Source organism: Exiguobacterium profundum, from assembly GCF_042652865.1.
GTDB classification, from domain to species: Bacteria; Bacillota; Bacilli; order Exiguobacteriales; family Exiguobacteriaceae; genus Exiguobacterium; species Exiguobacterium profundum.
Genome location: NZ_JBHSHG010000001.1, coordinates 449,715 through 475,214 on the forward strand (window position 1 = coordinate 449,715; position 25,500 = coordinate 475,214).

At 48.7% G+C, this 25,500-nt stretch carries 27 protein-coding genes; 26 read left to right on the plus strand and 1 reads right to left on the minus strand.

All coding sequences use genetic code 11. From position 1 onward, the window contains the following. Positions 1–24: 24 nt before the first annotated feature. A complete protein-coding gene (locus ACFO4U_RS02305; protein WP_015881361.1) occupies positions 25–219 on the minus strand; it encodes a DUF1128 family protein in 195 nt (64 codons plus the stop codon). 114 nt (positions 220–333) lie between these two features. Here ACFO4U_RS02305 and smc point away from each other — a divergent pair, with 114 nt between their 5' ends. The 26 genes from smc (at position 334) to fliF (ending at position 25,497) form a co-directional block, all read left to right on the plus strand. After that, the gene (gene smc / locus ACFO4U_RS02310; RefSeq protein WP_215244049.1) at positions 334–3,891 is read left to right on the plus strand and encodes a chromosome segregation protein SMC; all 3,558 of its coding nucleotides are present in this window, start codon (positions 334–336) and stop codon (positions 3,889–3,891) included. After that, complete coding sequence (ftsY, locus tag ACFO4U_RS02315) at positions 3,888–4,913, plus strand: signal recognition particle-docking protein FtsY (protein WP_214691060.1); 1,026 nt, start codon at positions 3,888–3,890, stop codon at positions 4,911–4,913. The genes smc and ftsY overlap by 4 nt, the downstream gene beginning before the upstream one ends. Positions 4,914–5,009: 96 nt before the next feature. After that, entirely contained in the window at positions 5,010–5,333 is a 324-nt protein-coding gene (locus ACFO4U_RS02320) for a putative DNA-binding protein (RefSeq protein ID WP_015881364.1), read from the plus strand. 11 nt (positions 5,334–5,344) lie between these two features. Then, positions 5,345–6,685, plus strand: coding sequence for a signal recognition particle protein (ffh, locus tag ACFO4U_RS02325; RefSeq protein ID WP_159562079.1), 1,341 nt, complete (start codon positions 5,345–5,347; stop codon positions 6,683–6,685). Between the two features lie 82 nt (positions 6,686–6,767). After that, complete coding sequence (gene rpsP, locus ACFO4U_RS02330) at positions 6,768–7,043, plus strand: 30S ribosomal protein S16 (RefSeq protein ID WP_015881366.1); 276 nt, start codon at positions 6,768–6,770, stop codon at positions 7,041–7,043. A 53-nt stretch (positions 7,044–7,096) separates the two neighbouring features. Further along, entirely contained in the window at positions 7,097–7,615 is a 519-nt protein-coding gene (gene rimM / locus ACFO4U_RS02335; protein WP_015881367.1) for a ribosome maturation factor RimM, read from the plus strand. After that, entirely contained in the window at positions 7,605–8,321 is a 717-nt protein-coding gene (gene trmD, locus ACFO4U_RS02340; RefSeq protein ID WP_074037266.1) for a tRNA (guanosine(37)-N1)-methyltransferase TrmD, read from the plus strand. Before rimM ends, trmD begins: the two co-directional genes overlap by 11 nt. Positions 8,322–8,435: 114 nt before the next feature. Continuing rightward, on the plus strand, positions 8,436–8,789 hold the full coding sequence (rplS, locus tag ACFO4U_RS02345) for a 50S ribosomal protein L19 (RefSeq protein WP_015881369.1): 354 nt from the start codon (positions 8,436–8,438) through the stop codon (positions 8,787–8,789). Positions 8,790–8,871: 82 nt separating this feature from the next. Then, a complete protein-coding gene (lepB, locus tag ACFO4U_RS02350) occupies positions 8,872–9,414 on the plus strand; it encodes a signal peptidase I (protein ID WP_015881370.1) in 543 nt (180 codons plus the stop codon). Between the two features lie 12 nt (positions 9,415–9,426). Then, a complete protein-coding gene (ylqF, locus tag ACFO4U_RS02355; RefSeq protein ID WP_196430536.1) occupies positions 9,427–10,287 on the plus strand; it encodes a ribosome biogenesis GTPase YlqF in 861 nt (286 codons plus the stop codon). A gap of 41 nt (positions 10,288–10,328) precedes the next feature. After that, entirely contained in the window at positions 10,329–11,081 is a 753-nt protein-coding gene (locus tag ACFO4U_RS02360; protein ID WP_215244048.1) for a ribonuclease HII, read from the plus strand. A 5-nt stretch (positions 11,082–11,086) separates the two neighbouring features. After that, the gene (locus tag ACFO4U_RS02365) at positions 11,087–11,941 is read left to right on the plus strand and encodes a hypothetical protein (protein ID WP_308162642.1); all 855 of its coding nucleotides are present in this window, start codon (positions 11,087–11,089) and stop codon (positions 11,939–11,941) included. Continuing rightward, positions 11,938–12,198, plus strand: a complete 261-nt coding sequence (locus tag ACFO4U_RS02370; protein ID WP_074037264.1) for an EscU/YscU/HrcU family type III secretion system export apparatus switch protein — start codon at positions 11,938–11,940, stop codon at positions 12,196–12,198. The genes ACFO4U_RS02365 and ACFO4U_RS02370 overlap by 4 nt, the downstream gene beginning before the upstream one ends. 120 nt (positions 12,199–12,318) lie before the next feature. After that, positions 12,319–13,479, plus strand: a complete 1,161-nt coding sequence (gene sucC / locus ACFO4U_RS02375) for an ADP-forming succinate--CoA ligase subunit beta (protein ID WP_159562085.1) — start codon at positions 12,319–12,321, stop codon at positions 13,477–13,479. Between the two features lie 12 nt (positions 13,480–13,491). Further along, positions 13,492–14,409, plus strand: a complete 918-nt coding sequence (sucD, locus tag ACFO4U_RS02380; protein WP_015881376.1) for a succinate--CoA ligase subunit alpha — start codon at positions 13,492–13,494, stop codon at positions 14,407–14,409. Between the two features lie 50 nt (positions 14,410–14,459). After that, entirely contained in the window at positions 14,460–15,254 is a 795-nt protein-coding gene (dprA, locus tag ACFO4U_RS02385; RefSeq protein ID WP_074037261.1) for a DNA-processing protein DprA, read from the plus strand. A gap of 65 nt (positions 15,255–15,319) precedes the next feature. Beyond that, on the plus strand, positions 15,320–17,416 hold the full coding sequence (gene topA, locus ACFO4U_RS02390; protein ID WP_215244047.1) for a type I DNA topoisomerase: 2,097 nt from the start codon (positions 15,320–15,322) through the stop codon (positions 17,414–17,416). Beyond that, entirely contained in the window at positions 17,416–18,726 is a 1,311-nt protein-coding gene (trmFO, locus tag ACFO4U_RS02395; RefSeq protein WP_015881379.1) for an FADH(2)-oxidizing methylenetetrahydrofolate--tRNA-(uracil(54)-C(5))-methyltransferase TrmFO, read from the plus strand. The genes topA and trmFO overlap by 1 nt, the downstream gene beginning before the upstream one ends. 184 nt (positions 18,727–18,910) lie before the next feature. After that, positions 18,911–19,792, plus strand: coding sequence for a tyrosine-type recombinase/integrase (locus ACFO4U_RS02400; protein ID WP_078146696.1), 882 nt, complete (start codon positions 18,911–18,913; stop codon positions 19,790–19,792). Between the two features lie 11 nt (positions 19,793–19,803). Further along, positions 19,804–20,352 (plus strand): ATP-dependent protease subunit HslV, encoded by a 549-nt coding sequence (gene hslV / locus ACFO4U_RS02405; protein ID WP_078146697.1) that lies wholly within the window; start codon positions 19,804–19,806, stop codon positions 20,350–20,352. After that, positions 20,349–21,719: an ATP-dependent protease ATPase subunit HslU gene (gene hslU / locus ACFO4U_RS02410; RefSeq protein ID WP_074037255.1), complete on the plus strand. Its 1,371-nt coding sequence runs from the start codon at positions 20,349–20,351 to the stop codon at positions 21,717–21,719. The genes hslV and hslU overlap by 4 nt, the downstream gene beginning before the upstream one ends. A 36-nt stretch (positions 21,720–21,755) precedes the next feature. Next, positions 21,756–22,535 (plus strand): GTP-sensing pleiotropic transcriptional regulator CodY, encoded by a 780-nt coding sequence (gene codY / locus ACFO4U_RS02415; protein ID WP_074037253.1) that lies wholly within the window; start codon positions 21,756–21,758, stop codon positions 22,533–22,535. 272 nt (positions 22,536–22,807) lie between these two features. Next, on the plus strand, positions 22,808–23,176 hold the full coding sequence (flgB, locus tag ACFO4U_RS02420; protein ID WP_074037939.1) for a flagellar basal body rod protein FlgB: 369 nt from the start codon (positions 22,808–22,810) through the stop codon (positions 23,174–23,176). A 3-nt stretch (positions 23,177–23,179) separates the two neighbouring features. Then, positions 23,180–23,608 carry a flagellar basal body rod protein FlgC gene (flgC, locus tag ACFO4U_RS02425; protein WP_074037252.1) on the plus strand — a complete coding sequence of 143 codons (429 nt, stop codon included), beginning with the start codon at positions 23,180–23,182 and terminating at the stop codon, positions 23,606–23,608. A 13-nt stretch (positions 23,609–23,621) separates the two neighbouring features. Next, on the plus strand, positions 23,622–23,903 hold the full coding sequence (fliE, locus tag ACFO4U_RS02430; RefSeq protein WP_074037250.1) for a flagellar hook-basal body complex protein FliE: 282 nt from the start codon (positions 23,622–23,624) through the stop codon (positions 23,901–23,903). A 22-nt stretch (positions 23,904–23,925) separates the two neighbouring features. Further along, complete coding sequence (gene fliF / locus ACFO4U_RS02435; protein ID WP_215244046.1) at positions 23,926–25,497, plus strand: flagellar basal-body MS-ring/collar protein FliF; 1,572 nt, start codon at positions 23,926–23,928, stop codon at positions 25,495–25,497. Positions 25,498–25,500: the final 3 nt, after the last annotated feature.

Sequence of the window (25,500 nt, forward strand, 5' to 3'; positions counted from 1 at the left end):
ACCGCTTGGGGGTCCACTCCTTTTTCATGTCAATTGACCGAGTTCTTCGACGATACCATCGACTTCCGACAAAGAGAGCGAAGAGCGTGTCATCACGTACTCGTAAATCTCTTTCACCGCTGACGGATCAGCCGCATTATATTCTTCCGCTTTGATTGCACCGCGGTTAATAATGTTCATTTTATCCAAAATGGCTTCAATCATCTGTTCATTCGTCATCTGTATTCCCCTTTCTACAGTTCTTTTTAGAATAGCATGATTCGGGCATTTTGACGAACTGTTAACTGTGGTAAAATATACAGATGAATGCTTACTGCGGATAGGATGGTCACGATGCACTTAAAACGAATCGAACTCGCTGGCTTTAAATCATTTGCCAAGCGAATTGAATTAGATTTCCGTCCCGGCGTCACGGCTGTAGTAGGGCCGAACGGGAGCGGGAAATCCAATATATCGGACGCTGTTCGCTGGGTACTCGGAGAACAGTCGGCCAAATCACTTCGTGGTGCCAAGATGGAAGATGTCATCTTTGCCGGAAGTGAAGGAGAGAATCACCGAAATGTCGCCGAGGTCACCCTCGTTCTCGATAATCGAGACGAACAGTTGCGTCTCCCATATGAAGAAGTGAGTGTGACCCGTCGCGTGACCCGAAGTGGGGACAGCGACTATTTTATGAATAAAAAACCATGTCGGTTAAAAGATGTGATTGATTTATTTATGGATACAGGTCTTTCACGAGATGCATTCGCCATCATCGGTCAAGGGCGGGTCGAACAAGTCATTTCTGGGAAACCGGAAGATCGACGTGCCGTCATCGAAGAGGCAGCCGGTGTATTGAAATATCGTCAGCGGAAAAAACAGGCTGAACGCAAGTTACAGGACACCGAATTAAACTTGTCCCGGGTCGATGACATTTTATTCGAGTTGGCGGACCGAGTCGAACCGCTCCGTGAACAAGCGGCGCTCGCTCGGGAGTACAAAGTCGCCAAAGCGAGACATGATGAACTCGAAACAGGAATCATGGGCGCAGAAATTCAGTTGCTCCAACAGGAGATTGAGCAAGTGTCCGCACGTCACGTGGAATCGGTTCAACAGTTATCTGACTGTGACCGTTCGTTACGTGACCTCACGGAGGAACGTAGCGGGCTCGAAGCGAAGCTCGCCGAGTTACGTGAAGAATTGACAGAGCTGAACCAAAAAGAACGGGAGCATTCGACTTATGTCGAGCGTTTGACGGGTGACATCAAGCTCGCAAAAGCACAAGAAGAACACGGTGCCGAGATGAAAGAACGACTCATCCGACAACGTGAAGAAGTACGTGCAGAGATGACCGAGCTTGAAGCGCGATTGAAGGTCGTTCATGAAGAACTTGACCAAAAAGGAAACACGTTGAAACAAACGACTGCGACGAGAGAGTCACTTCAACAACAGTTGAAAGCCGCCTCTCGTGATTTCAATGCTGAAATCGAAGCGTTACAAAGTGAGGCGTTCGAACTCGCGACAACGAAAGCGACAATCGGTAACCAACAAAAGCGGGAACAACGGGATATCGATGTCGCCGTCGAGTCGAAAGAACGCCTTCTACGCGAGAACAAACATCGTCTCGATGATCGTTCCTCACAGGAAGCGACACTTTTGGCGACTCGAGAGCAGTATGAAGCGGTACAAAGTCGCTTTGAACAACTGAGTCAAAAAGAGACGCAACTTCGGGACGAAGAGACGGCAATTCGTGAAAAACGTACACGAGCCGAATCGTCTTTCTACGACCTCGAACGCCGCCGTCAGAAGACGGAAGACCGAATCGAGATGCTCGAACGGATGAAGCAATCGTATGAAGGCTATTTCCATGCGGTCAAGTTCGTCTTAAAAGACCGTTCATCAGGTGTCCTTGGTGCTGTCGCGGAACTGATCCGTGTCCGTCCTTCGTATGAAGCGGCCATCGAAACGGCACTTGGGCAGACACAGCAGCATGTGGTCGTACAAGATGAGACGGTGGGACGCCGTGAAATTGACAAATTACGAAAAGCCAACGCAGGACGAGCGACATTCTTGCCGATGACGACGATCAAACCGAGATTCGTGCCGAGTGAGGTGTTAGATCGACTCGACTCGATGAACGGATTTGTCGGTGTGGCGTCGGAACTCGTCGAAACAGATGCATCATACGAGACGTTGAAAAAGTCGTTGCTCGGTTCCGTGCTTGTGGCGGAGACACTTGAAGTCGCGAACCGTATCGCCCAATCGACGGGATATCGTTTCCGTGTCGTCACGTTAGAAGGGGATATCGTCAACGTTGGCGGATCGATGACGGGTGGTAGTCGCAAGCAGGGCGTGGCCCTGTTCACTCAGTCGCGCGAATTAGATGATTTGAAACATGGTCTCACTCAAGGCCTCGCCATGTTGCATGAGCAAAAAACACGTCTTCAAGAGTACACAGAACAGTTGGAGGACATTACGCAGCAGTTGTCTGAACTTCGGGATGAGAAACGTTCCGTTGAAACGAGCCTCCGTGAAGTCGAGTCGGCCTACCGTACTGCGGAACGTGCCTCCCTCGATGCCAAGTCACAACTGGAACTGTTCGATCATGAAATGATGCGCTATGAGCGGACGATCGAGACCTCGACTGCTGAATTAGAGCGATTGACGATTGAATTGGCCGACACGGACCGCGCCCAAGCTGACATTCGTTCACGTCTCGAATCGCTTCGGGCAGAGCAGGCGAAAAGTGCTGAGAGCACGGGTCAACTGGAATCGTTGCTGCGTCAAAACGAGCTCGATCTTCAGCGGCACACGCTCGAAGAAGAGCGGGTCCAATATGAATTGGACCGTCTGATGACCGACCAAAGTCGTTTGCAGGAACGTAGCGATCAGATGGAGCGTGAATTGACGCGGCTCGAGAGTGGAGAAGTCGTGTCATCTGCAGAACTCGAGGCGACGCTTGCTACTGCCAAACTGGATTTCAAAGAAATTCAAGAGCGGCTTCAAGGAGCGTCAACAACACTCAAGACGAACGAAGAGGCGTATCGGATCATACGTCAACGGGTCGATCAGGCAACGGAGGCAAGACGTCAAGCTGAAGCTGTCGTTCGAAAACTTGAAACGGCGAAACAAGAGTTCGAGCTGAAACGACAATGGAAGCTCGATGTGTTAGAAGAGAACGGACTCGTCGCAGAACTATTGCCGGCACTCGAAATCCCGTTAGAAGAGGCGAAAGAGGAGTTTAAGTTGCTCGTTCGTCAAATCGAAGAAATCGGACCGGTCAATCTAAATGCGATTGAAGAGTTTGATAGTGTCCACGAACGGTTCACGTTCCTGTCCGAACAGCGGGATGACCTCGTCAGTGCAAAAGAAGATTTATATGAGATCATCGCCGAGATGGACCGCGAAGTGACACGCCTCTTCAAAGAGACGTATACGAGCGTCCGGGCGCATTTCAAACAGACGTTCACCGAGCTTTTTGGTGGCGGGGAAGCGGATTTGAAATTGGTAGACGAATCGGATTTGTTGAACACAGGAATCGAAATCGTCGCCAAACCACCGGGTAAAAAGTTACAGACACTCAGTCTGTTATCTGGTGGAGAGCGTGCGCTGACGGCCATCGCTTTATTGTTTGCGATTTTGAAGACGCGTCCGGTACCGTTTTGTGTTCTCGATGAGGTCGAGGCGGCCCTTGACGAGGCGAACGTGCATCGTTTCGGAGAATACATTCGGACGTTGTCAATCGATACGCAGTTCGTCATCATCACGCACCGTAAAGGGACGATGGAAGCGGCGGATACACTATATGGCGTCACGATGCAACAGAACGGGGTATCCGAGGTATTATCGGTCGAACTGTCTGAAGCAAAACGTGTCGTTGAAATGGATGAAGAGATGGAGGAATCACGTTGAGCTTTTTCAAGAAATTAAAAGAGAAGTTGACGACATCTACCCAAGAGGTGTCACAAAAGTTTACAGAGGGGTTGACGAAGACGCGTGACGGCTTTGCAAGTGCCGTCAACGACCTCGTCTATCGCTTCCGCGAAGTGGATGAAGAGTTCTTCGATGAACTCGAAGATTTACTCATTCAAGCGGATGTCGGCGTCACGACGACGATGGATCTCGTCGAAGATTTGAAAGAAGAAGTGAAGCGACGTAATCTGAAGGACCCGGTCGCGGTGCGTGACGCACTCGTCGAAGTCGTGGCGAACCGCCTCCAAGAGGATGAATCGGACCGTGAACTGAATATGCAAGACGGACTCACGGTCATCTTGTTTGTCGGCGTCAATGGTGTCGGAAAGACGACGACCATCGGCAAGCTGGCGCACCAGTTGAAATCTGAAGGGCGTTCCGTCATGCTCGCGGCAGGGGATACGTTCCGTGCCGGCGCCATCGAGCAACTTCAAGTATGGGGAGAACGTGTCGGGGTTCCCGTCATTCGTCAAACGGAAGGGTCTGACCCGGCTGCCGTCGTCTTTGACGCCGTTCAAGCCGCCAAGTCTCGTCACATGGACGTCTTGATTTGTGATACGGCGGGACGTCTCCAAAATAAGGTCAATCTAATGAAAGAACTTGAAAAAGTAAAACGAGTCATTGAGCGGGAAGTTCCGAACGGACCGCACGAAGTGTTACTCGCCCTCGATGCGACGACGGGTCAAAACGCCATGGTTCAAGCGAAAGCGTTCAAAGAAGCGACGAACGTGAGCGGAATCGTCTTAACGAAGCTCGATGGGACGGCCAAAGGCGGAATCGTCCTAGCGATTCGGAACGAACTCGATATCCCGGTCAAGTATGTCGGGCTTGGAGAGAAGATTGACGATTTACAGGAGTTTGATCCAGAACAGTTCGTCCTTGGACTGTTCGGCGATGTTTTTGAGGACAAGACACAGGATGCCTCGATGGAAAAAGAGGACACAAACGAGGACCTCGCCTAAGTTTTGCTGTTAAGAAAAAAACTTGACAAGTAGTAGGCACGGCTGTACTATAGGTAGTTGTAAAGGGATTTCACTTAACATGTGGAGGTGAAAGGTTTGACGCTCGAAAAAACGAATCGCATGAACTATCTCATCGATTTCTATCAAGCGCTCCTCACACCGAAACAGCGCAACTATATGTCTCTTTATTACCTAGATGACTACTCGCTCGGAGAGATTGCGGAAGAGTTTGAAGTCAGCCGTCAAGCGGTCTACGATAACATAAAGCGCACAGAAACGATGCTTGAACAGTACGAGGAAAAGCTAGCCCTATTCGAAAAGTTCGAACAGCGCCAGCAACTTCTTCAGACCCTCAAACGTCAAGTCGAGCTCACCGATGACGTGAGCGCCACGATTTCTGCGCTTGAGAATTTAGAGTAGGGGGCTGAAGCATGGCATTTGAAGGATTATCAGAACGATTGCAATCGACACTTTCAAAAATGCGCGGTAAAGGGAAAATCTCGGAGGCCGATGTCAAAGAGATGATGCGTGAGGTTCGCCTCGCCCTCCTCGAAGCCGACGTCAACTTTAAAGTCGTCAAGCAATTCGTCAATGACGTGAAGGAACGCGCGGTTGGTCAGGATGTCATGAAATCATTGACGCCAGGTCAACAAGTCGTCAAAATCGTTCACGAAGAGTTGTCGAACTTGATGGGAAGCGATGTCGTCCCGATCTCATTCAGTCAGAAACCACCGACAGTCGTCATGATGGTCGGTCTGCAAGGGGCAGGGAAAACGACAACGACCGGGAAGCTAGCGAACTTGATTCGCAAAAAGCATAACCGAAGTCCACTTCTCGTCGCGGCGGACATCTACCGTCCTGCAGCAATCAAGCAGCTCGAGACACTCGGAAAACAACTCGATTTACCAGTCTTCTCACTTGGTGATCAAGTGAAGCCGGAAGAGATTGTGACGAAGGCACTCGAGTACGCAAAAACAAATCATCACGATTTCGTGTTGATCGATACGGCCGGTCGCCTTCATATCGATGAGACGCTTATGGGCGAGCTCGAAAATGTGAAGACGATTGCCAAACCAAATGAGATCTTCCTCGTCGTCGATTCGATGACGGGTCAAGATGCGGTCAATGTGGCCGACAGTTTCAATGAGAAACTCGGAATCACCGGGGTCGTGCTCACAAAGCTCGACGGAGATACACGAGGTGGGGCAGCCCTTTCGATTAAGGCAGTCACGGGAGCGCCGATTAAATTCGTCGGTCTCGGAGAAAAGTTGGATGCCCTCGAACCATTCCACCCGGAACGCATGGCGTCACGGATCCTCGGAATGGGGGACGTGCTCTCGCTCATTGAAAAAGCCGAGACACAGATGGACCAAGACGCAGCGAAGGAGCTTGAAAGCAAAATTCGTGACGCGTCATTCACGTTCGATGATTTCATTGAACAGTTGGCCCAAGTGAAAAACATGGGACCAATTGATGAATTACTTTCGATGTTACCTGGTGCAGGTAAGATGAAAGGGTTGAAGAACGTCCAAATCGACGAGAAACAACTCGATCACGTCGAAGCGATCATTCGCTCGATGACGAAACATGAGCGCGCCAATCCGGAAGTGCTCAACGCGAGTCGTCGTAAGCGGATCGCAAAAGGGAGCGGTCGCTCGATTCAAGAAGTGAACCGTCTCATCAAACAGTTCGATGACATGAAGAAGATGATGAAACAAATGTCAGGACAAATGAAAGGGAAGAAAAAAGGTCTCGGCCTTCCATTCTTCTAACAAAATCTTTTGTCAGTCGAACGAAAAAGCTGTATACTATAAAAGTTGTCAATTCTTAAACACATGATGGAGGTATATTACCATGGCAGTTAAAATTCGTCTTAAGCGCATGGGCGCAAAAAAATCACCTTTCTACCGTATCGTTGTAGCAGACTCACGTTCACCACGTGACGGTCGCTTCATCGAGCAAGTTGGTCACTACAACCCGGTTGCAAAACCAGAAGCAGAAGTTCGCATCAACGAAGAACTCGCTCTCAAATGGTTGGCAGACGGCGCGAAGCCATCTGACACAGTACGCAACTTGTTCTCTAAAGCAGGGATCATGGAGAAATTCCACAACGCGAAAAACGCGAAGTAATGATGTGGCCGACCTTTTCTGAGGTCGGCCTATTTTGTTGAGGAGGAAAAAAGATGGACTGGTTATATGTAGGGAAAATCGCCAATACGCACGGCCTGAAAGGGGAAGTGAAGATTTTGGCGGCGACAGACTTTCCAGAAGAGCGATTTAAAAAAGGAAACACGTTGTTTCTTGATGTCGACGGAACGAAACAGGAAATGACGATCACGACGTATCGTCCTCATAAGCAGTTTCACCTCGTCACATTCAAAGGGTTTGACAATATCAACCTCATTGAAAAATATAAAGGGCTGAAACTATATGTCCACGCCGAACACGTCCACGACTTGGACGAACACGAATTTTATTATCATGAAATCATCGGCTGTGAGGCTGTCGTGGATGGGGAAGTCATTGGTGTCGTCGACGACATCTTTGAAACGAATGGAGCGAACGATGTATGGGTCATCAAACGACCAGGAAAGTCGGACGCGCTCATCCCTTATATCGAATCGGTCGTCCAAGAGATTGATGTCGATGCGAAGCGTGTCGTCATCACGCCGATCCCTGGAATGATTGACGATGAAGATTGATGTATTGACGTTGTTCCCGGAGATGTTTCATGCGCTCGATCACTCCATCGTCGGTCGAGCGAAGGCGCTCGGACAGGTGGAGATGTCGTTCCTCAATTTTCGGGACTTTTCAACGAACAAGCATCATAAAGTCGATGATTATCCTTACGGCGGTGGAGCGGGCATGTTGCTCACGCCGCAGCCGATCTTTGATGCATTTCATTCCCTTGAGGCGAAGAGCCCAAGGGTCATTCTCACGACGCCTACCGGAAAACCGTTCAATCAACGAATGGCCGAAGAATGGGCCAAGGAGGAACATCTGGTCTTTCTGTGTGGACATTATGAAGGGTTCGACCAACGGATCCATGATGAACTGGCGACCGACGAGGTGTCGATCGGTGATTTCGTTTTGACAGGTGGAGAGCTCGCGACGATGGTCATGATTGATGCGACCGTAAGGCTCATTCCGGATGTACTTGGCGATCAGGCGAGCCATGAAGATGACTCGTTCTCGACTGGTCTCTTGGAATACCCTCACTATACACGACCGGCTGATTTTCGTGGATTGACCGTGCCGGAAGTGCTCTTGTCGGGAAATCACGCCCGGATCGAGGCATGGCGCCGAGAGCAATCGCTCGAACGCACGTATCGACGACGTCCGGATTTGCTCGAACATGTCGAGTTGACGGATGTCGATAAAAAGTTTCTGCAATCGTTGCGCGATTGAGAAATATATGCTATGTTTGAGCATGTGGGTTAAACCCATCGATTACCGATGTTCCGCTATTGGATGCTTGGGCATATGAAGATATGAACATTGAAGAAAAAGGAGATATGATTCATGAACACACAAAAACTGTTCCGTGAAATCACAGAAGAACAATTCAAATCGGACGTACCTGCTTTCCGTCCTGGTGACACAGTACGTGTCCACGTTAAAGTTGTAGAGGGAACGCGTGAGCGTATCCAGATCTTCGAAGGTGTTGTAATCAAGCGTAAAGGTGGCGGCATCAGCGAAACATTCACAGTCCGTAAGATTTCTTACGGCGTAGGTGTTGAGCGTGCATTCCCGCTTCACTCACCACGCGTTGCACAAATCGAAGTCGTACGCTACGGTAAAGTTCGCCGTGCGAAACTTTACTACCTCCGTAACCTTCGCGGTAAAGCAGCACGTATTAAAGAAATCCGTCGTTAAGATGGGAATTAAGCTTGTCGCTTGCGACAAGCTTCTTTTTTTCTAGTACAATAAGTTCAAATGGATAGAGGAGTGAGTGAAGTTGAAAGAAGTGTTTAGTTGGCTAAAAGCCATCGTGGTCGCTCTTGTCATCGCGTTCGTCATCCGGACGTTCATCTTCGTTCCTGTCATCGTTGAAGGAGAGTCGATGATGCCGACACTCCACAATGCGGATCGAATGATCGTCAGTAAAATTTCGAACTATGTTGGGGAGCTAGACCGAGGTGATATCGTCGTATTCCATGCGACTGAATCAAAAGACTATATTAAACGTGTCATCGCCATCCCAGGCGACACGCTCGAATATCGAGATGATGTGCTTTATATTAATGGTGAAGCGGTAGAAGAGCCGTATTTAGACGAGTTTCGTGCCCAGATGAACGGGTTCCCGTTGACCGAGAACTTCACACTCGAACAAGTGACGGGTGAGTCGGTCGTTCCAGAGGAATCATACTTCGTCATGGGAGACAATCGTCAAAACTCGAAAGACAGCCGTGAGATCGGATTTGTGTCGAAAGAGGAGATTGTCGGCAAGACGAACTTCATCTTCTGGCCACTCGATGATGTTGGCACGGTAGAAGATTAAGGTGGTGCTTTTTTGGCAATTCAATGGTTTCCTGGCCACATGGCCAAAGCAAGAAGACAAGTAACTGAAAAATTAAAGCTAATCGATGTCGTCATCGAACTCGTAGATGCACGCGTGCCTCAGTCGAGTCGCAACCCGATGGTCGATGAGATTACAGCGGGAAAACCCCGTCTCATCGTCTTGAACAAAGCAGACATGGCCGACCCCGTCGTGACGGAGGCGTGGTTACGTGCCTTGAAACGCGAAGAAGTCGAGGTTGTCGCTGTCGACGCGAAACATAGCAAAGGCTTGAAACAGCTCATCACGGGTGCTCAGAAGTTGATGAAAGAAAAGCATGACCGGATGCGTGAGAAGGGGCGGAACCCCGGACCGATCCGTGCGCTCATCATCGGAATCCCGAACGTCGGGAAGTCGACGCTCATCAACCGTCTCGCCGGACGAAACATCGCCATCACGGGCGACCGTCCTGGTGTGACGAAGCGTCAACAGTGGATCAAGATGAAAGGCGGCGAGATGGAGCTGTTGGACACACCGGGGATTCTCTGGCCGAAATTTGAGGACCAAATTGTCGGATATCGTCTAGCCGCGACCGGCGCTATCAAAGACGAGATTCTCAACTTGGATGATATCGCCTTGTATACGGTTCGTGAGTTGCATGCTCGTTATCCTGAACAATTAAAGGAACGATTCAAACTTGAAACGTTACCCGAGGACAGCGTTGAGCTCCTTGAGTTGATCGGGAAAAAACGTGGTCTCATCAGTGGCGGTTACGTCGATTTCGAAAAAGCGAGCGAACTACTTTTGAATGAACTACGACATGAAAAAATCGGACGGATCTCGCTTGAGACACCGGCTGATCACGAAATGGCGTAAAGCCCTGTGCACACAGGGCTTTTTTGAATAGGAGGAAGACCGTGACGATTCAACAGATTAAACAACAACTAGAGGACATCCGATATGAAGAATGGGTACAAATCTTCCCGACCTTGTCACGAGACCCACGAGCGGGCGTGCAAACGTTGCTTCGGCAAAAACACCGTCAATTCGAGCGAGAACGGGCGTTACAGGTCGATTTCGAAAGTCGCATGACGTATGAACATGAATGGAAGGCGCGAGGCTTCACTCGAATTGTCGGAGTCGATGAGGTCGGACGGGGACCGCTCGCGGGACCGGTCGTGGCTGCGGCAGTCTTGTTACCGGATGGGTTCTATCTCGCGGGATTGAATGATTCGAAAAAAATGTCCAAAACGGCGAGGGATGCAGCATACGCACACATCATCGAGGTCGCGGAGGTCGGTGTCGGCATCGTCGAGCCGAAGACGATTGATGTCATCAATATATACGAATCGACGAAACTAGCGATGACAGAGGCGATTCATCAAGTCGGAGAAGTAGACGCCCTATTGATTGACGCCATGAAACTCGAGCTCGACATCCCTCAACAGTCATTGGTTAAAGGGGACACGCTCAGTGTGTCGATAGCCGCGGCAAGTGTCGTCGCTAAGGTGGTAAGGGACCGGATGATGGAAGAATATGATTTGACGTATCCTGGATACGGATTTGCGAAAAATGCAGGATATGGAACAGAGGCTCATTTAGAAGGGTTAAGACGCCTTGGGGTGACTCCGATTCATCGCCGTACGTTCGCCCCCATCAAGCATATGTGAAAGGAGTGGTCGCGTTGCGGATCGATCATCAAGGGGTGATGCCGTTCAAAGTGACGGAACAGACGTCACGCCCGCTATTACTAGGGAACACAGTCGTCGGAAAGGTATTGCAGCTCTTACCTGGCAACGAGGCGGTTATGCAACTACCCCAAGGGATTTTCCGGGTCGGTGTCAATGCGAACGTGAAAGAGAACGTCACGTATAAGCTGGTCGTCACGGACGTTGAACCGAAGCTCGTCTTGAAGGTCGTCACGCAAGCGACAGAATCGCTCATGGCGGCCAAGTCGCCTCTGCAGGCGTTAGGAGAACAGCTCGGACGCCTGATGCGAGAACCGATGCTGACGCCGGACTCCGTGAAGGCGGCCGGCAAAACCGCGTTAGAAAGCGGCGCAGGTCAGGATGTAAAAGCGCTCGTCGGGGAGCTATTCAAAGCGAAAGGTGAGCCGAAGTTCGAGCAGTTCGTGCGTGCGCAGGAAGCGTTCAACGCGAGCCAAAGCCCACCGTTCGTCGCTCAAGCATTTCACATACCGCAATTGGGTCCGTTTGAAAACGTTCAACTTCGTCTAGAGGCCCCGAAACGAGAGACGATGGACTCGGATCATGCGCGGATCGTCTTGTTTCTTGAAACGCCGCGATATGGTGAGACCGGGATTGATGTGTTGATCCAAAAGCGTTACGTGTCCGTACGTGTATTCAATGAGCAACACGATTTGGCTCCATACGTCCGTACATACGAACCACTTTTGAAAGAAGGTTTAAAAAAGGTGTCATTCGAACTGTCTTCATTTTCGTATGAAGCGAAGCGTGAACACGTTCCGGCAACGTTTGCGCCGCTCGGAAAGGTGGACCTCCAAATATGAAAGACCAGAAGAAAGCGATGGCGCTCTCCTATGAGCAGTCGATGGATGCGCCCCATGTCGTAGCAAAAGGAACGGGTATCGTGGCCGAGCGGATGCTTGAAGTTGCTTTAGCGAACGGCATTCCTATCCATGAAGACCCAGCGCTCCTCTCGTTACTGTCGGCCTTGAACATTGAAGAGCAGATTCCAGAGGACGTCTATCAAGTCATTGCGGAACTTTTTGTGTTTCTTTATCAGATGGAACAGGATAAAATTTGATTTGTCTAGGGATATATGTGAAAAAAAGATGAAAACTTAAAGCAAGAACGATAGACAGCGCTTTCAGTTTTTCGTTACAATAGACGTGCCGATATTAAAGGGGACTAAGGGGGAAAACATATGAATATCCATGAGTATCAGGCGAAAGAATTGTTAAGAGAGTTTGGGGTAGCCGTTCCGACGGGTTATCCAGCCTTTACTGTTGAAGAAGCTGTTGCAGCTGCTGCGAAGCTTGAAGGTGAAGTGAAGGTAGTAAAAGCTCAAATCCACGCAGGTGGCCGCGGTAAAGCGGGTGGTGTTAAACTTGCGAAGACAGATGAAGAAGTGAAGCAATATGCTTCAGAGATTCTCGGGAAAACGCTCGTGACACACCAAACAGGTCCGGAAGGAAAAGTTGTCCAGCGTCTCTATATCGAAGAAGGTTCTGCGATTGACCAAGAATTTTACTTAGGACTCGTGCTTGACCGTTCGATCGGCCGAATTGTCATCATGGGTTCATCTGAAGGTGGAATGGACATCGAAGAAGTCGCTGAACATACACCAGAGAAGATTCATAAAGAGATCGTCGACCCGGTCGTTGGCTTACGTCCATTCCAGGCGCGTCGTCTCGCATTCAAAATGGAAGTCCCGACGAAACTTGTCAATAAGTTCAGTGACATGGTCATGAAGCTGTATAAAGTGTACGTCGAGACAGATTGCACAATCGCGGAAATCAACCCGCTCGTCACGACGAAAGACGGTAACGTCATTGCGCTCGATGCGAAGTTGAACTTCGATAGCAACGCGCTCTATCGTCACTCGGACGTCCTTGCTCTTCGTGATACGACGGAAGAAGACCCACGTGAAGTAGAAGCGTCAAAACACGACCTCAGCTACATCGCACTCGACGGAAACATCGGTTGTCTCGTCAACGGTGCCGGTCTTGCGATGGCAACGATGGATATCATCAAACATTACGGCGCTGAACCCGCTAACTTCCTCGATGTAGGTGGCGGTGCGACGAAAGAAAAAGTAACAGAAGCATTCAAGTTGATTTTGTCTGATGACCAGGTCAAAGGGATCTTCGTTAACATTTTCGGTGGGATCATGAAATGTGACATCATCGCAGAGGGGATTGTCGCTGCGACGAAAGAAATCGGACTCGACTTACCACTCGTCGTTCGCTTAGAAGGAACGAACGTTGATGCCGGGAAGCGCATTCTCGATGAATCTGGACTTGCGATCACGACGGCCAGCTCGATGGCTGACGGTGCAGAAAAAATCGCAGCACTTGTTCGATAAGGGGGAAACGACATGAGTATTTGGGCGGATAAAGATACGAAAGTAATCATTCAAGGGATTACAGGGAAGCAAGGTCTGTTCCACGGTGAACAGATGCTCGCATATAACACGAAATTAGTCGGTGGTGTCACACCTGGTAAAGGTGGCACGACGGTCCTCGACAACGTTCCAGTCTTCAACACCGTCTCTGAAGCGGTCGAAGCAACTGGTGCCAATGCATCGATCATCTATGTTCCACCTGCTTTCGCAGCGGATTCAATCATGGAAGCGGCAGACAGCGGCATCGAGCTTATCATCTGTATCACAGAAGGAATCCCAGTTGTGGACATGATTCAAGTGAAGCGCTATCTCGAGGACAAACCGGCTCGTTTAATCGGACCGAACTGTCCTGGTATCATCACACCTGGAGAAGCGAAACTTGGCATCATGCCTGGCTACATTCATACGAAAGGGCACGTCGGAATCGTATCACGTTCTGGGACGCTCACGTATGAGGCGGTTCATCAGTTGACGACAGCAGGTATCGGACAATCGACAGCTGTTGGAATCGGGGGAGACCCGGTCAACGGAACGAACTTCATCGATACGCTTAAAGCGTTCAACGAAGATGAGGACACGAAAGCGGTCATCATGATCGGGGAAATCGGTGGAACGGCTGAAGAAGAGGCAGCTGAATGGGTAAAAGCCAACATGACGAAACCAGTCATCGGTTTCATCGGCGGCCAGACGGCTCCTGAAGGCAAGCGCATGGGACATGCGGGCGCAATCATCTCAGGTGGTAAAGGTACGGCTGCTGAGAAGATCAAGACATTGAACGCGAATGGAATCGAAGTCGCTGAAACACCAGCGGTTATCGGTGAAACGTTGATTCGTGTCTTGAAACAGCAAGGATTATACGAAGCATGTGTCACGGGTCAACCGACGACATGAGAATCTTGAGGGATGCTTGCATCCCTCATTTTTTTAAAGGAGAGTTTGTGATGAATCAAACAATAGCTCGGTTTGCTGCAGCACGAATGCCAGTTGAGTTTGTGCATCATTATTTAAACGGGACACTCGGAGCACATCGCACACAATTTTCTGAACATGTCTGGAGACGGGCTGAACGAGCCTGGCACGCATCGGAGTCGTATAAACATTTCGTCACATGGGAAGACGACTTGTTTCCGAAACGGTTACTCGACATCCCCAACCCACCATATTGCTTGTTTTATCATGGAGATTTAGAGGTACTACAAGAAAGAACGACTGCGATGGTCGGAAGTCGTGAGTTGAATCGTATCAGTCAATCGCTCGTGAATCACTATCACTCTTTAATAGAAGAAACTGTATCTGTTTCAGGTGGCGCCCTCGGAATCGACGGGCTCGTCCACGCCCATGCCCTTCGCGCTCGTCGACCGACCGTGGCGGTACTGGGAGCTGGACTGAACCGGCTCTATCCGGAGGCGAACCGAGACATGCTTTTACAGATTCCACAAGAGGGAGTCTTACTTAGTGAATATGTACCAAACACGCCGATTCAAAAATTTCAATTTTTGGAAAGAAATCGTTTGGTCAGTGGTCTTGGCGATGCGTTGGTCGTTATACAGGCGAGACGAAAGAGTGGGACGATGAATACGGTCGGACATGCTCTAGAGCAAGGGAAAACGGTATTTGCGGTGCCAGGTTCACCCCTTGATCCACTCGCGGAGGGACCGAACCGGTTGATTGAAGAAGGTGCGATTCCATTGACGAATTCCGATCAAATTATTCGAGATCTCAAGATTGTACGTTGACAAACCAGTGAGAACATGAATATTATGGTAGGGATTTAAATGACCTCTAAAAGGGGAGCAGATGTATGGCAAAATATCTGGTGATCGTCGAATCACCTGCGAAAGCAAAAACAATTAAACGTTATTTAGGTCCGAATTATATGGTCAAAGCTTCGATGGGGCACGTGATTGACTTGCCTAAAAGTCAACTCGGTGTAGACGTCGAACACGACTTTGAACCGAAGTATATTACCATCCGTGGTAAAGGACCGGTATTGAAAGAATTGAAGACAGCAGCGAAAAAAGCGACAAAAATCTTTCTCGCGGCCGACCCCGATAGAGAAGGGGAAGCGATTGCTTGGCATTTAGCACGCGCACTCGGTGTCGATGAAACGACAGAATGTCGTGTCGTCTTTAACGAAATCACGAAAGATGCGATTAAAGAATCGTTTAAACATCCACGTAAGATCAATCACGATCTCGTCGATGCACAACAAGCCCGACGTATTTTAGATCGTCTTGTCGGATACGGGATGAGCCCATTATTATGGAAGAAAGTCAAAAAAGGATTGTCTGCAGGGCGAGTTCAATCGGTAGCCGTGAAGATGATTATCGACCGTGAGCGCGAAATTAACGCGTTCGACCCGGAAGAGTATTGGACGATTAAACTTGATTTAAATCATGATGGGGAAACGTTCGAGACTTCATTTTACGGAAAAGATGGGAAGAAGATGGAATTGAAGTCTGAAGAAGACGCGCAATCTGTCCTCGATACCATCGATGATACGTTTAAAGTCATTGATGTAACGAAGAAAGAACGGAAGCGGAACGCTTCGCTACCGTTCACGACAAGTTCATTGCAGCAGGATGCTGCCCGTAAATTGAATTTCCGTGCGAAGAAGACAATGATGCTCGCGCAGCAATTATATGAAGGAATCGATCTCGGTAAAAAAGAGGGTACAGTCGGTTTGATTACGTATATGCGTACCGACTCGACACGTATCTCTGATTTGGCGAAGACGGAGGCGAAGGAATATATCGAATCGACATTCGGTGAAGAGTATGTCGCCTCACAGAAACAAAAAGAAAAGAAATCAGCGAATACCCAAGACGCGCACGAAGCGATTCGTCCGACTTCAGCATTGCGCGACCCAGCTTCCTTGAAGCCATATCTGTCACGTGACCAGTTGCGACTGTATAAGTTGATTTGGGAACGATTGATTGCGAGCCAAATGGCGCCAGCCGTTCTTGATACGGTCAAAATCGACGTCGAGTCGAACGGGATGATTTTCCGTGCGAACGGGTCGACAGTCAAATTCCCTGGTTTCATGAAAGTGTATATCGAGTCGAAAGACGATGACATCGAGGACACGAACCAAGAGAAGGAAGGATTATTGCCACCTCTCGAAGTGGATGATACCGTGACGTTTGAAACGATTGAGCCGAAACAACACTTCACACAACCGCCACCTCGTTATACAGAGGCGCGACTCGTTCGAGCGATGGAAGAACTCGGGATTGGTCGTCCGTCGACGTACGCGCCGACACTCGACACGATCCAACGACGCGGTTATGTCGTTCTCGAAGAGAAAAAGTTTTTACCGACTGAACTTGGAGAACTCGTCATCGAGATGATTGATGAGTATTTCAACGACTTCATCACGGTCCAGTTCACTGCCGACATGGAGACCCTTCTTGATTCGATCGAGCATAAGGAAGTCGAGTGGACGGAAGTCGTCGCTCCGATTTATCGTTCTTTCGAGAAACGATTGAAGCGTGCTGAAGAAGAAATCGAGAAAATCGAAGTGAAAGATGAACCTGCCGGAATTGATTGTGAAGTCTGTGGGTCACCAATGGTCATCAAGATGGGACGCTACGGCAAGTTCATGGCGTGCTCGAACTTCCCGAACTGTACGAACACGAAACCGGTACAAGTCGAAATCGGTGTCCCGTGTCCGAACTGTAAGGATGGACAAATCGTAGAACGTCGTAGTAAAAAAGGTCGTCTCTTCTATGGTTGCTCGAACTATCCGGAATGTGAATTCGTCTCATGGGATAAACCGGTTGCGAAACCGTGTCCAGTATGCGACAGTTTGATGGTCGAGAAAAAAATTAAAGACGGCGTGAAATATCAATGTACGAACTGTACCCACACCGAGGTACATCAGCAAGAGGAGGATTAATGTTGCAACAACGTGTAACTGTAATCGGAGCTGGATTGGCCGGCTCCGAAGCGGCTTGGCAACTCGCTAAGCGCGGTATTCAAGTAGATTTGTATGAAATGAGACCGGTTCGTCAAACACCGGCGCACCACACGGATCAATTTGCAGAACTCGTCTGTTCGAACTCGCTACGTGCGAACGGTCTTCAAAATGCCGTAGGTGTCTTGAAAGAAGAAATGCGTACGCTTGACTCGCTCATCTTAAAGGCGGCGGACACGGCAAGTGTACCTGCTGGGGGTGCCCTTGCCGTCGATCGTCATGAGTTTGCCGGATTCATCACCGAGAAGCTAAAGAACCACGAGAATGTCACAGTGCACAACGAAGAGCTCAAAGAGATTCCTGAAGGGATCGTCATCGTGGCGACTGGCCCTTTGACCTCCCCTGACCTTTCTGCATCACTCAAGGCGTTCACAGGAGAAGATTATCTCTACTTCTATGACGCGGCAGCACCAATTCTAGATGGTGATACGATTGATCGGGATAAAGTCTATTTGAAGTCGCGTTACGACAAAGGTGAAGCCGCTTACTTGAACTGTCCGATGACAGAAGAAGAGTTTGACGTGTTTTACGAAGAGCTGATCAAGGCAGAAGTCGTTCCGCTAAAAGAGTTTGAAAAAGAGATTTACTTTGAAGGATGCATGCCGTTTGAAGTCATGGCCGAGCGTGGGAAAAAGACGCTTCTTTTCGGACCGATGAAGCCGGTCGGATTAGAAGACCCGAAGACAGGAAAACGTCCATATGCCGTCGTTCAGCTTCGTCAAGACAACTCGGCGGGCACACTGTATAACTTGGTAGGCTTCCAAACACATTTGAAGTGGGGCGAACAGAAGCGCATCATCCGTCTCATCCCGGGACTCGAGAATGCGGACATCGTCCGTTATGGTGTCATGCACCGTAACACGTTCATCAACTCACCGAGCTTACTCAAGCCGACGTATCAGGCGCGTACACGTGACACGCTCTTCTTCGCCGGTCAGATGACAGGGGTAGAAGGATATGTGGAGTCGGCAGCGTCCGGGCTTCTAGCTGGGATCAATGCGGCGAAGATGATCGCAGGTGAAGAACTCGTCGTTCTCCCGCGTGAGACGATGCTTGGTTCGATGGCGCATTATATCACGACAGCCGACGGGAAGCACTTCCAACCGATGAATGCAAACTTCGGATTGGTGCCATCACTAGAAGACGCTCCGAAAAAGATGAAGAAACAAGAACGGTACGAGCGTTACGCGAACCGTGCGTTAGAAACGATACAACAGTATAAAGATCTTTGAACAGGAGAGCCATTTTTTGGCTCTTTTGTTTTGAAGTAAAATTTCAATTGTGTATTTTGTTTCATACTTTGAAAATTTTCAGATTATTGAACGGCTATCTATTGTCACCTTACATTCTGTATGCTATGCTAATTTCGATTTGACGAGAACATGCGTTTTTACGAGTCATCGAGGAGGCGATAAAATGGGATTTTTAGAGGATCGACAATCCTTTTTACGCTACTGCCAAATTGAACGTCGACTGTCTCCTCATACGAAACGCTCTTACGAGCAAACGCTCGACCAGTACGCCGCATATTGCCAATCGACGCATCAAGATCCCTACGATGCTCAGACGGCGCGGCGTTATTTATATGTCCTTTATGAGAAACAATTGGCCGCGTCTACGGTGTCCCAAAAAGTATCTTGTTTCAAGCAATTCGGGAAGTTTATGGCAAGAGAACAAGGTGGAGAACCGTTGTTCCACGACCTGACCTCACCGAAAAAGAGACAGTCCTTGCCGACCTTTGCCGTCCCGACGGAAGTCGAGCAACTGTTGGAGGCTGCCTCGAGGCAGGAAGATCCTTTTTTACAGGCGAGGGACGTCGCCATCGTAGAAGTGCTCTATGGGACGGGAATCCGCGTCGCTGAACTGTGTGGGATGAACCTTTCCTCGTTCGATGAGGTTTTATCCTTTGTCCATGTGATGGGAAAAGGGAAGAAAGAACGATATGTCCCGATCGGACAATATGCCGTACATGCTTTGCAGCGTTATATCGAATTACGCAAAGGTGTCGGGCTCCCGACAGAAACCGCATTATTTTTGAGTCAAAAAGGGAATCGGATGACAACAGACCAAATCCGCTATGTCATGAAACGTTTGAGAAAAGACAGTGGGGTACATAAACCACTTACCCCGCACTCGTTGCGACACAGCTTTGCGACGGACTTGTTAGAACGGGGAGCGGACTTGCGTGCCGTCCAAGAGTTGCTTGGGCATGAGTCCTTGTCGACGACCGGGCGGTATACCCATGTATCGACCGAACGACTTCGGTCGATTTATCAAGCGACACATCCAAGAAAGTAGGAGGTTACGATATGTTTCATGCAACAACGATTTTTGCAGTTCGACACAATGGCCAATGTGCGATGAGTGGAGATGGCCAAGTCACATTCGGGAATGCCGTCATCATGAAAAACAAGGCGAAGAAAGTCAGACGCCTTTATGGCGGGAAAGTCGTTGCCGGTTTTGCAGGTAGCGTAGCCGATGCTTTCACATTGTTTGAAAAGTTTGAATCGAAACTTGAAATGTATAACGGTAACTTGCCGCGAGCAGCGGTAGAACTTGCGAAAGAATGGCGTGGGGATAAGATGTTGCGTCAACTCGAGGCACTATTGATTGTGATGGATGCCGATCATCTTTTGCTCGTCTCTGGGAATGGAGAAGTGATTGAGCCGGACGATGGAATTCTTGCAATCGGATCCGGTGGGAACTATGCCTTAGCGGCAGGTCGCGCACTCGTACGCCATTCTGCTGAAAAGTCTGCTGAAGAAATCGCGCGTGCCGCTCTTGAAATCGCTGGTGAGCTTTGCGTGTATACAAATGATCAAGTCATTGTAGAAACGATTGGAGGCGCTGCTGAATGAACCGAGAGTTGACACCTAGACAAATCGTAACGGAGTTAGACCGTTTTGTAATCGGACAAAAGGATGCCAAGCGAGCAGTTTCGATTGCTCTACGAAATCGCTATCGTCGTCAAAAGTTAAGTGCAGACCTTCGCGATGAGGTTACACCAAAAAATATTTTGATGATCGGACCGACCGGGGTCGGAAAGACCGAAATTGCTCGACGGTTAGCTAAGCTTGTCGGTGCACCGTTTGTGAAGGTAGAAGCAACGAAATTTACGGAAGTTGGTTACGTCGGTCGTGACGTTGAATCGATGGTACGTGATCTCGTTGAGGCATCGGTTCGTCTTGTCAAAGAAGAGAAAAAAGAAGATGTGAAGGAGCCAGCGGAACGTGCGGCGACGGAACGCCTTTTAGATGCGCTACAAGGAAAAGCAAAAGCGACACCTACTGCATCGAATCCGTTCGAGGCGTTGTTCGGCGGACAGACACAACAGCCAGAAACCACGTCGGACACATCCAATAATGACCGTTCGCAACTTCGACGCTTGCTCGAACTCGGTGAACTCGAAGAACGCGTGATTGAAGTGGAATTAGAAGAAAAGCAGACGATGGATTTGTTTCAAGGTCAAGGGATGGAAGGTTTGTCGAATCTTCAGGATATGCTCGGTCAAATCGTTCCAAAGAAACGGAAACAACGTAAGCTGACGGTTCGTGAAGCAAGACCGCTTCTCATTGCTGAAGAAGCAGAGAACTTGCTGGACTTGAACGAAGTCCACGATGAAGCCGTGCGGCGCAGTGAACAGATGGGTATCATCTTCGTGGATGAAATCGATAAGATCGCCACAAAATCACAAGATCACGCCGGAGTATCCCGTGAAGGGGTGCAGCGTGACATTCTTCCGATTGTAGAAGGATCTACGGTCGTCACGAAGTATGGACCGGTTAAAACGGATCATGTTCTTTTCATCGCGGCCGGTGCATTCCATATGGCTAAGCCGTCTGACCTGATTCCAGAGCTACAAGGACGCTTCCCAATTCGTGTTGAATTGAGCAGCTTGACGGAAGAAGACTTCGTCAAGATTTTGACGGAACCGTCACAGGCACTCATTAAACAATATACGGCCTTGTTAGAATCTGAAGAAATCACGGTCCGTTTCACGCATGAGGCCATTGAAGAAATTGCGAAAATTGCGACACATGTCAATCGTGAGACCGATGACATCGGTGCACGTCGCCTCTATACTATAATGGAGCGCGTTTTAGAAGATTTATCATTTGAAGCGGCAGATATGCCACAAACAACCGTAGAAATCACACCAGCTTACGTACAAGCAAAAGTCGGTTCCATCGCCGACGATCGTGATTTGAGCCAATATATATTATAAGATTCTGTATGCACATACAGGGAGGAAATAGAGAATATGAACTTACTAGAAAAAACACGCCAATTAAACACAATGCTTCAACAAGAGGCAAGTGCGCACGTTGACTTTAAAGAAATGGCGGACAAAATGCGTGAAGTCCTTGAGTCCAACACGTTTATCGTGAGTCGTCGGGGACGACTTCTCGGTTTTGCAATCAAACAACAGATTGAGAATGACCGGATGAAAGCATTCTTAGTCGATCGACAGTTCCCGGAGCCATATGCTTCGAACTTGTTCAATGTGAAAGAAACGACAGCGAACATCGATATCGATAGTGAATATACAGCGTTCCCAGTCGAGAACCACGATCTATTCCTCAACTCCATGACGACGATTGTTCCAATCATCGGTGGAGGAGAACGTTTAGGTACGCTCGTACTCGGTCGATTGGCGAATGAATTCACAGAAGATGACCTCGTTCTCGCGGAGTACTCTGCAACTGTAGTTGGAATGGAGATCCTTCGTGAGAAGGCTGCGGAAGCCGAAACGTCGGCACGTAAGAAAGCAGTCGTCCAGATGGCGATTAACTCGTTATCGTATTCAGAGCTTGAGGCAATCGAACATATCTTCGAAGAGCTTGGTGGAAACGAAGGATTGCTAGTTGCTTCCAAAATTGCCGACAGAGTGGGAATCACGCGTTCGGTCATCGTCAACGCACTTCGGAAATTAGAAAGTGCAGGGGTCATTGAATCACGTTCTTTAGGAATGAAAGGAACGTATATCAAGATATTAAATGACAACTTCTTGTTTGAATTGCAAAAACTGAAATCAAACTGAAATACAACTTTCGATGTGTAATTTCCATTGAAAACACTTTTAAAAGGGACTTTATTCCTAAAAAACCGCTTTCCTTGATAAGGAGGCGGTTTTTTTTAGTACAAAAGTAATTATTTTCACCTTTTGACGTGATTTCGACAAAAAGATATTAAGCCATTTACCTATGTTTTAAAAAATATCTTTCAGAACTGTTACAGATTTGTTTCAATGAAATAGTAGATTTTCCAAATGAGGTATATTTAGTAGTCATTATATGAAAGTGAGTGAACGCCGTGAATTGGATTGGTAGTGACTATCAATTACTAAAGCAAGCCATCAACCATTCAGTCCTTAACCAAAAGGTCATCAGTCATAACCTTTCAAACATTGATACGCCGAATTTCAAAGCCAAACAGGCTGTGTTTGAGCAGACGCTTCAGAGTGAGATGCGACTCAAGCTGCAAGGTGGTCGTCCGAGTGACTCGACCCAGTCGAAGGTCATCGATCGAGCTGGTGGCGCCATGAGGAGTGATGGCAACAACGTCGACTTGGATTATGAAATGAGTGAGCTGGCACGAAACCAACTCCAGTATGAGGCGATGATGGAGCAATTGAATCGTAGGCTCGGGGGATTAAAATCTGTTATTCGGGGAGGTCGTTAATCAATGGGAATGTTTGATAGTTTTCATATTTCAGCTTCAGCGTTGACGTCACAACGGCTACGAATGGATACCGTGTCGGCGAACATCGCCAACGCTCAGACGACTCGCGGGAGACTCGTGGACGGAGAGTGGCAACCATACACACGAAAGATGACCGTGTTGCAAGAAGCGCCATTCCGGAAGCAAATGGATGCCGTTAATGGAGGGGTGCAAGTATCTCAAATCATCGAAGACGATGCACCGTATAAATTGGCTTATAACCCGAATCATCCCGATGCGGATGAGCGAGGGTACGTACAAATGCCGAACGTCGATCTCTTGAAAGAAATGGTCGATTTGATGGGTGCGACTCGTTCGTACGAAGCAAACATTGCAGCGATGAACGCCTCGAAGGCGATGCTCGTAAAAGCGATGGAGATTGGTAAAGGATAAGGAGTGTTAACGGATGCAAATTAATCCAATTCAATTGATGAGCCCAGAACTCACGCCATCACTGAATAAAACGAACCCATCTCAATTTGGGTCATACTTGAATGAAGCGATGAACGCATTGAATGAGACACAACAAGCGACTAGTCAAGCCCGTAAAGATTTGGCGGTCGGGAAAGCTGACCTTCATCAGGTGATGATTCAAAGTGAAGAGTCGTCGATTGCGATGCAACTTGCCATCGAGGTGAGGAACAAGGCTGTTGAGGCCTATCAAGAAATGATGCGAATGCAAGTTTAATTGTAGAGGATGACAAGTTGCGATGAATGAACAATTAAAAGAACGATTCAAATCCATGACCGGTGCATTAAAGGCGATGCCAGCGAAACGTAAACTCGTATGGGGCATCTCGATCGCGGTCATACTAATCGCGGCCCTCGTACTCACATTCTTCCTTTCAAGGCCAAACATGGCACCTCTCTATACAAACTTGTCTGCTCAAGAAGCGGGCGAAGTGACAGAGAAGTTGACAGCAGACGGGGTACAGTCGGAAATCAAGGCGACTTCGAACGGTGTGAGCGTGTATGTGCCGACTGAAATGGTCGATCAGTTGAAAGTGAGTTTGGCTGCTGCCGGAATTCCAAAGTCCGGCTCGATTGATTATAGTTTCTTCAGCGAAAACGCAGGGTTCGGAACGACAGACCGTGAGATGGCTGTCATCGAACGTAGTGCGATGCAGACGGAGCTAGAGCGACTCATCACACAGATTGAAGGAATCAATCAAGCGAAAGTAATCATCTCACTTCCTGAGAAGTCTGTCTTCTTGGCAGAAGATCAAGGTGAGCCTACCGCGTCCATCGTCTTGAACATCGGAGCGGGGACGAATTTAGAACCAAACACAGTAAAAGGTCTCTATCATTTGATTAGTAAGAGTGTCCCGAACTTGAAACCGGAAAACATTTCAATTATGGACCAATACTTCACGTATTATGATCTCGACCAGACCGTTGTTGCTGGAGGTTCCTCGTCAGATCCATTGGCGTTGAAGCGACAAGTCGAAAAAGACGTACGTCAACAAATCCAACAGATGCTATCGGTTCTACTCGGCGAACGGAGCGTACTCGTTTCCGTCACAGCAGACATCGACACGACACAAACGGCTGAAGAACAGAATCTTGTCACGCTGGTCGATGAAGAAAACATGGAAGGCATCGTCACGTCTGCCGAGCGGATTGCTGAAGCATACACTGGCGGAACAGGTACGGCGACAGAAGCGACGGGAACTGGTGAGAACGACACAATCAACTTCCCGGCAGCGACTGGCGATGGCACAGAAGAAAGTGAAAAGAATCATGAAATCATCAATTACGAGGTCAACCGCATCACGAAGCAGATTCAAAACGCACCATATACGATTCGTGACCTCGGAGTCCAGCTCATCGTTGAACCACCAGATGGCGCAACAAGTATCGATCCGCAGTTAGAAGGCGACCTCGAGACGATGATGTATTCCATTATTCGGACGTCGTTAGCGAAGACGGATGAAGCCATCACGGATGCTGAACTCGAACAGAAAGTTGTCGTCGTGTCGAGACCGTTCGCTGAAGTGGAAGAGGTTGCAGCAACAGAGCAACCGACACCTTGGTGGATGTATGCGGCAGCGGCGGGTGCAGTCGTAATTCTTGCCTTGATCTTCTTCGCGATGCGTAGACGGAAGCAAGAGGTTGTGGAAGAGACGAACGAATGGGAAGTTCCATATGAAGATGAAGTACCTGACCTAGACCTCGAAGAGCGAGGCGAAGGTGCAGTGAAGAAGAAACAGTTAGAAAAATTAGCTGAAAGTAATCCAGAAGAGTTTGCTAAACTGCTTCGTACTTGGATGTCTGAGGAGTGAGTA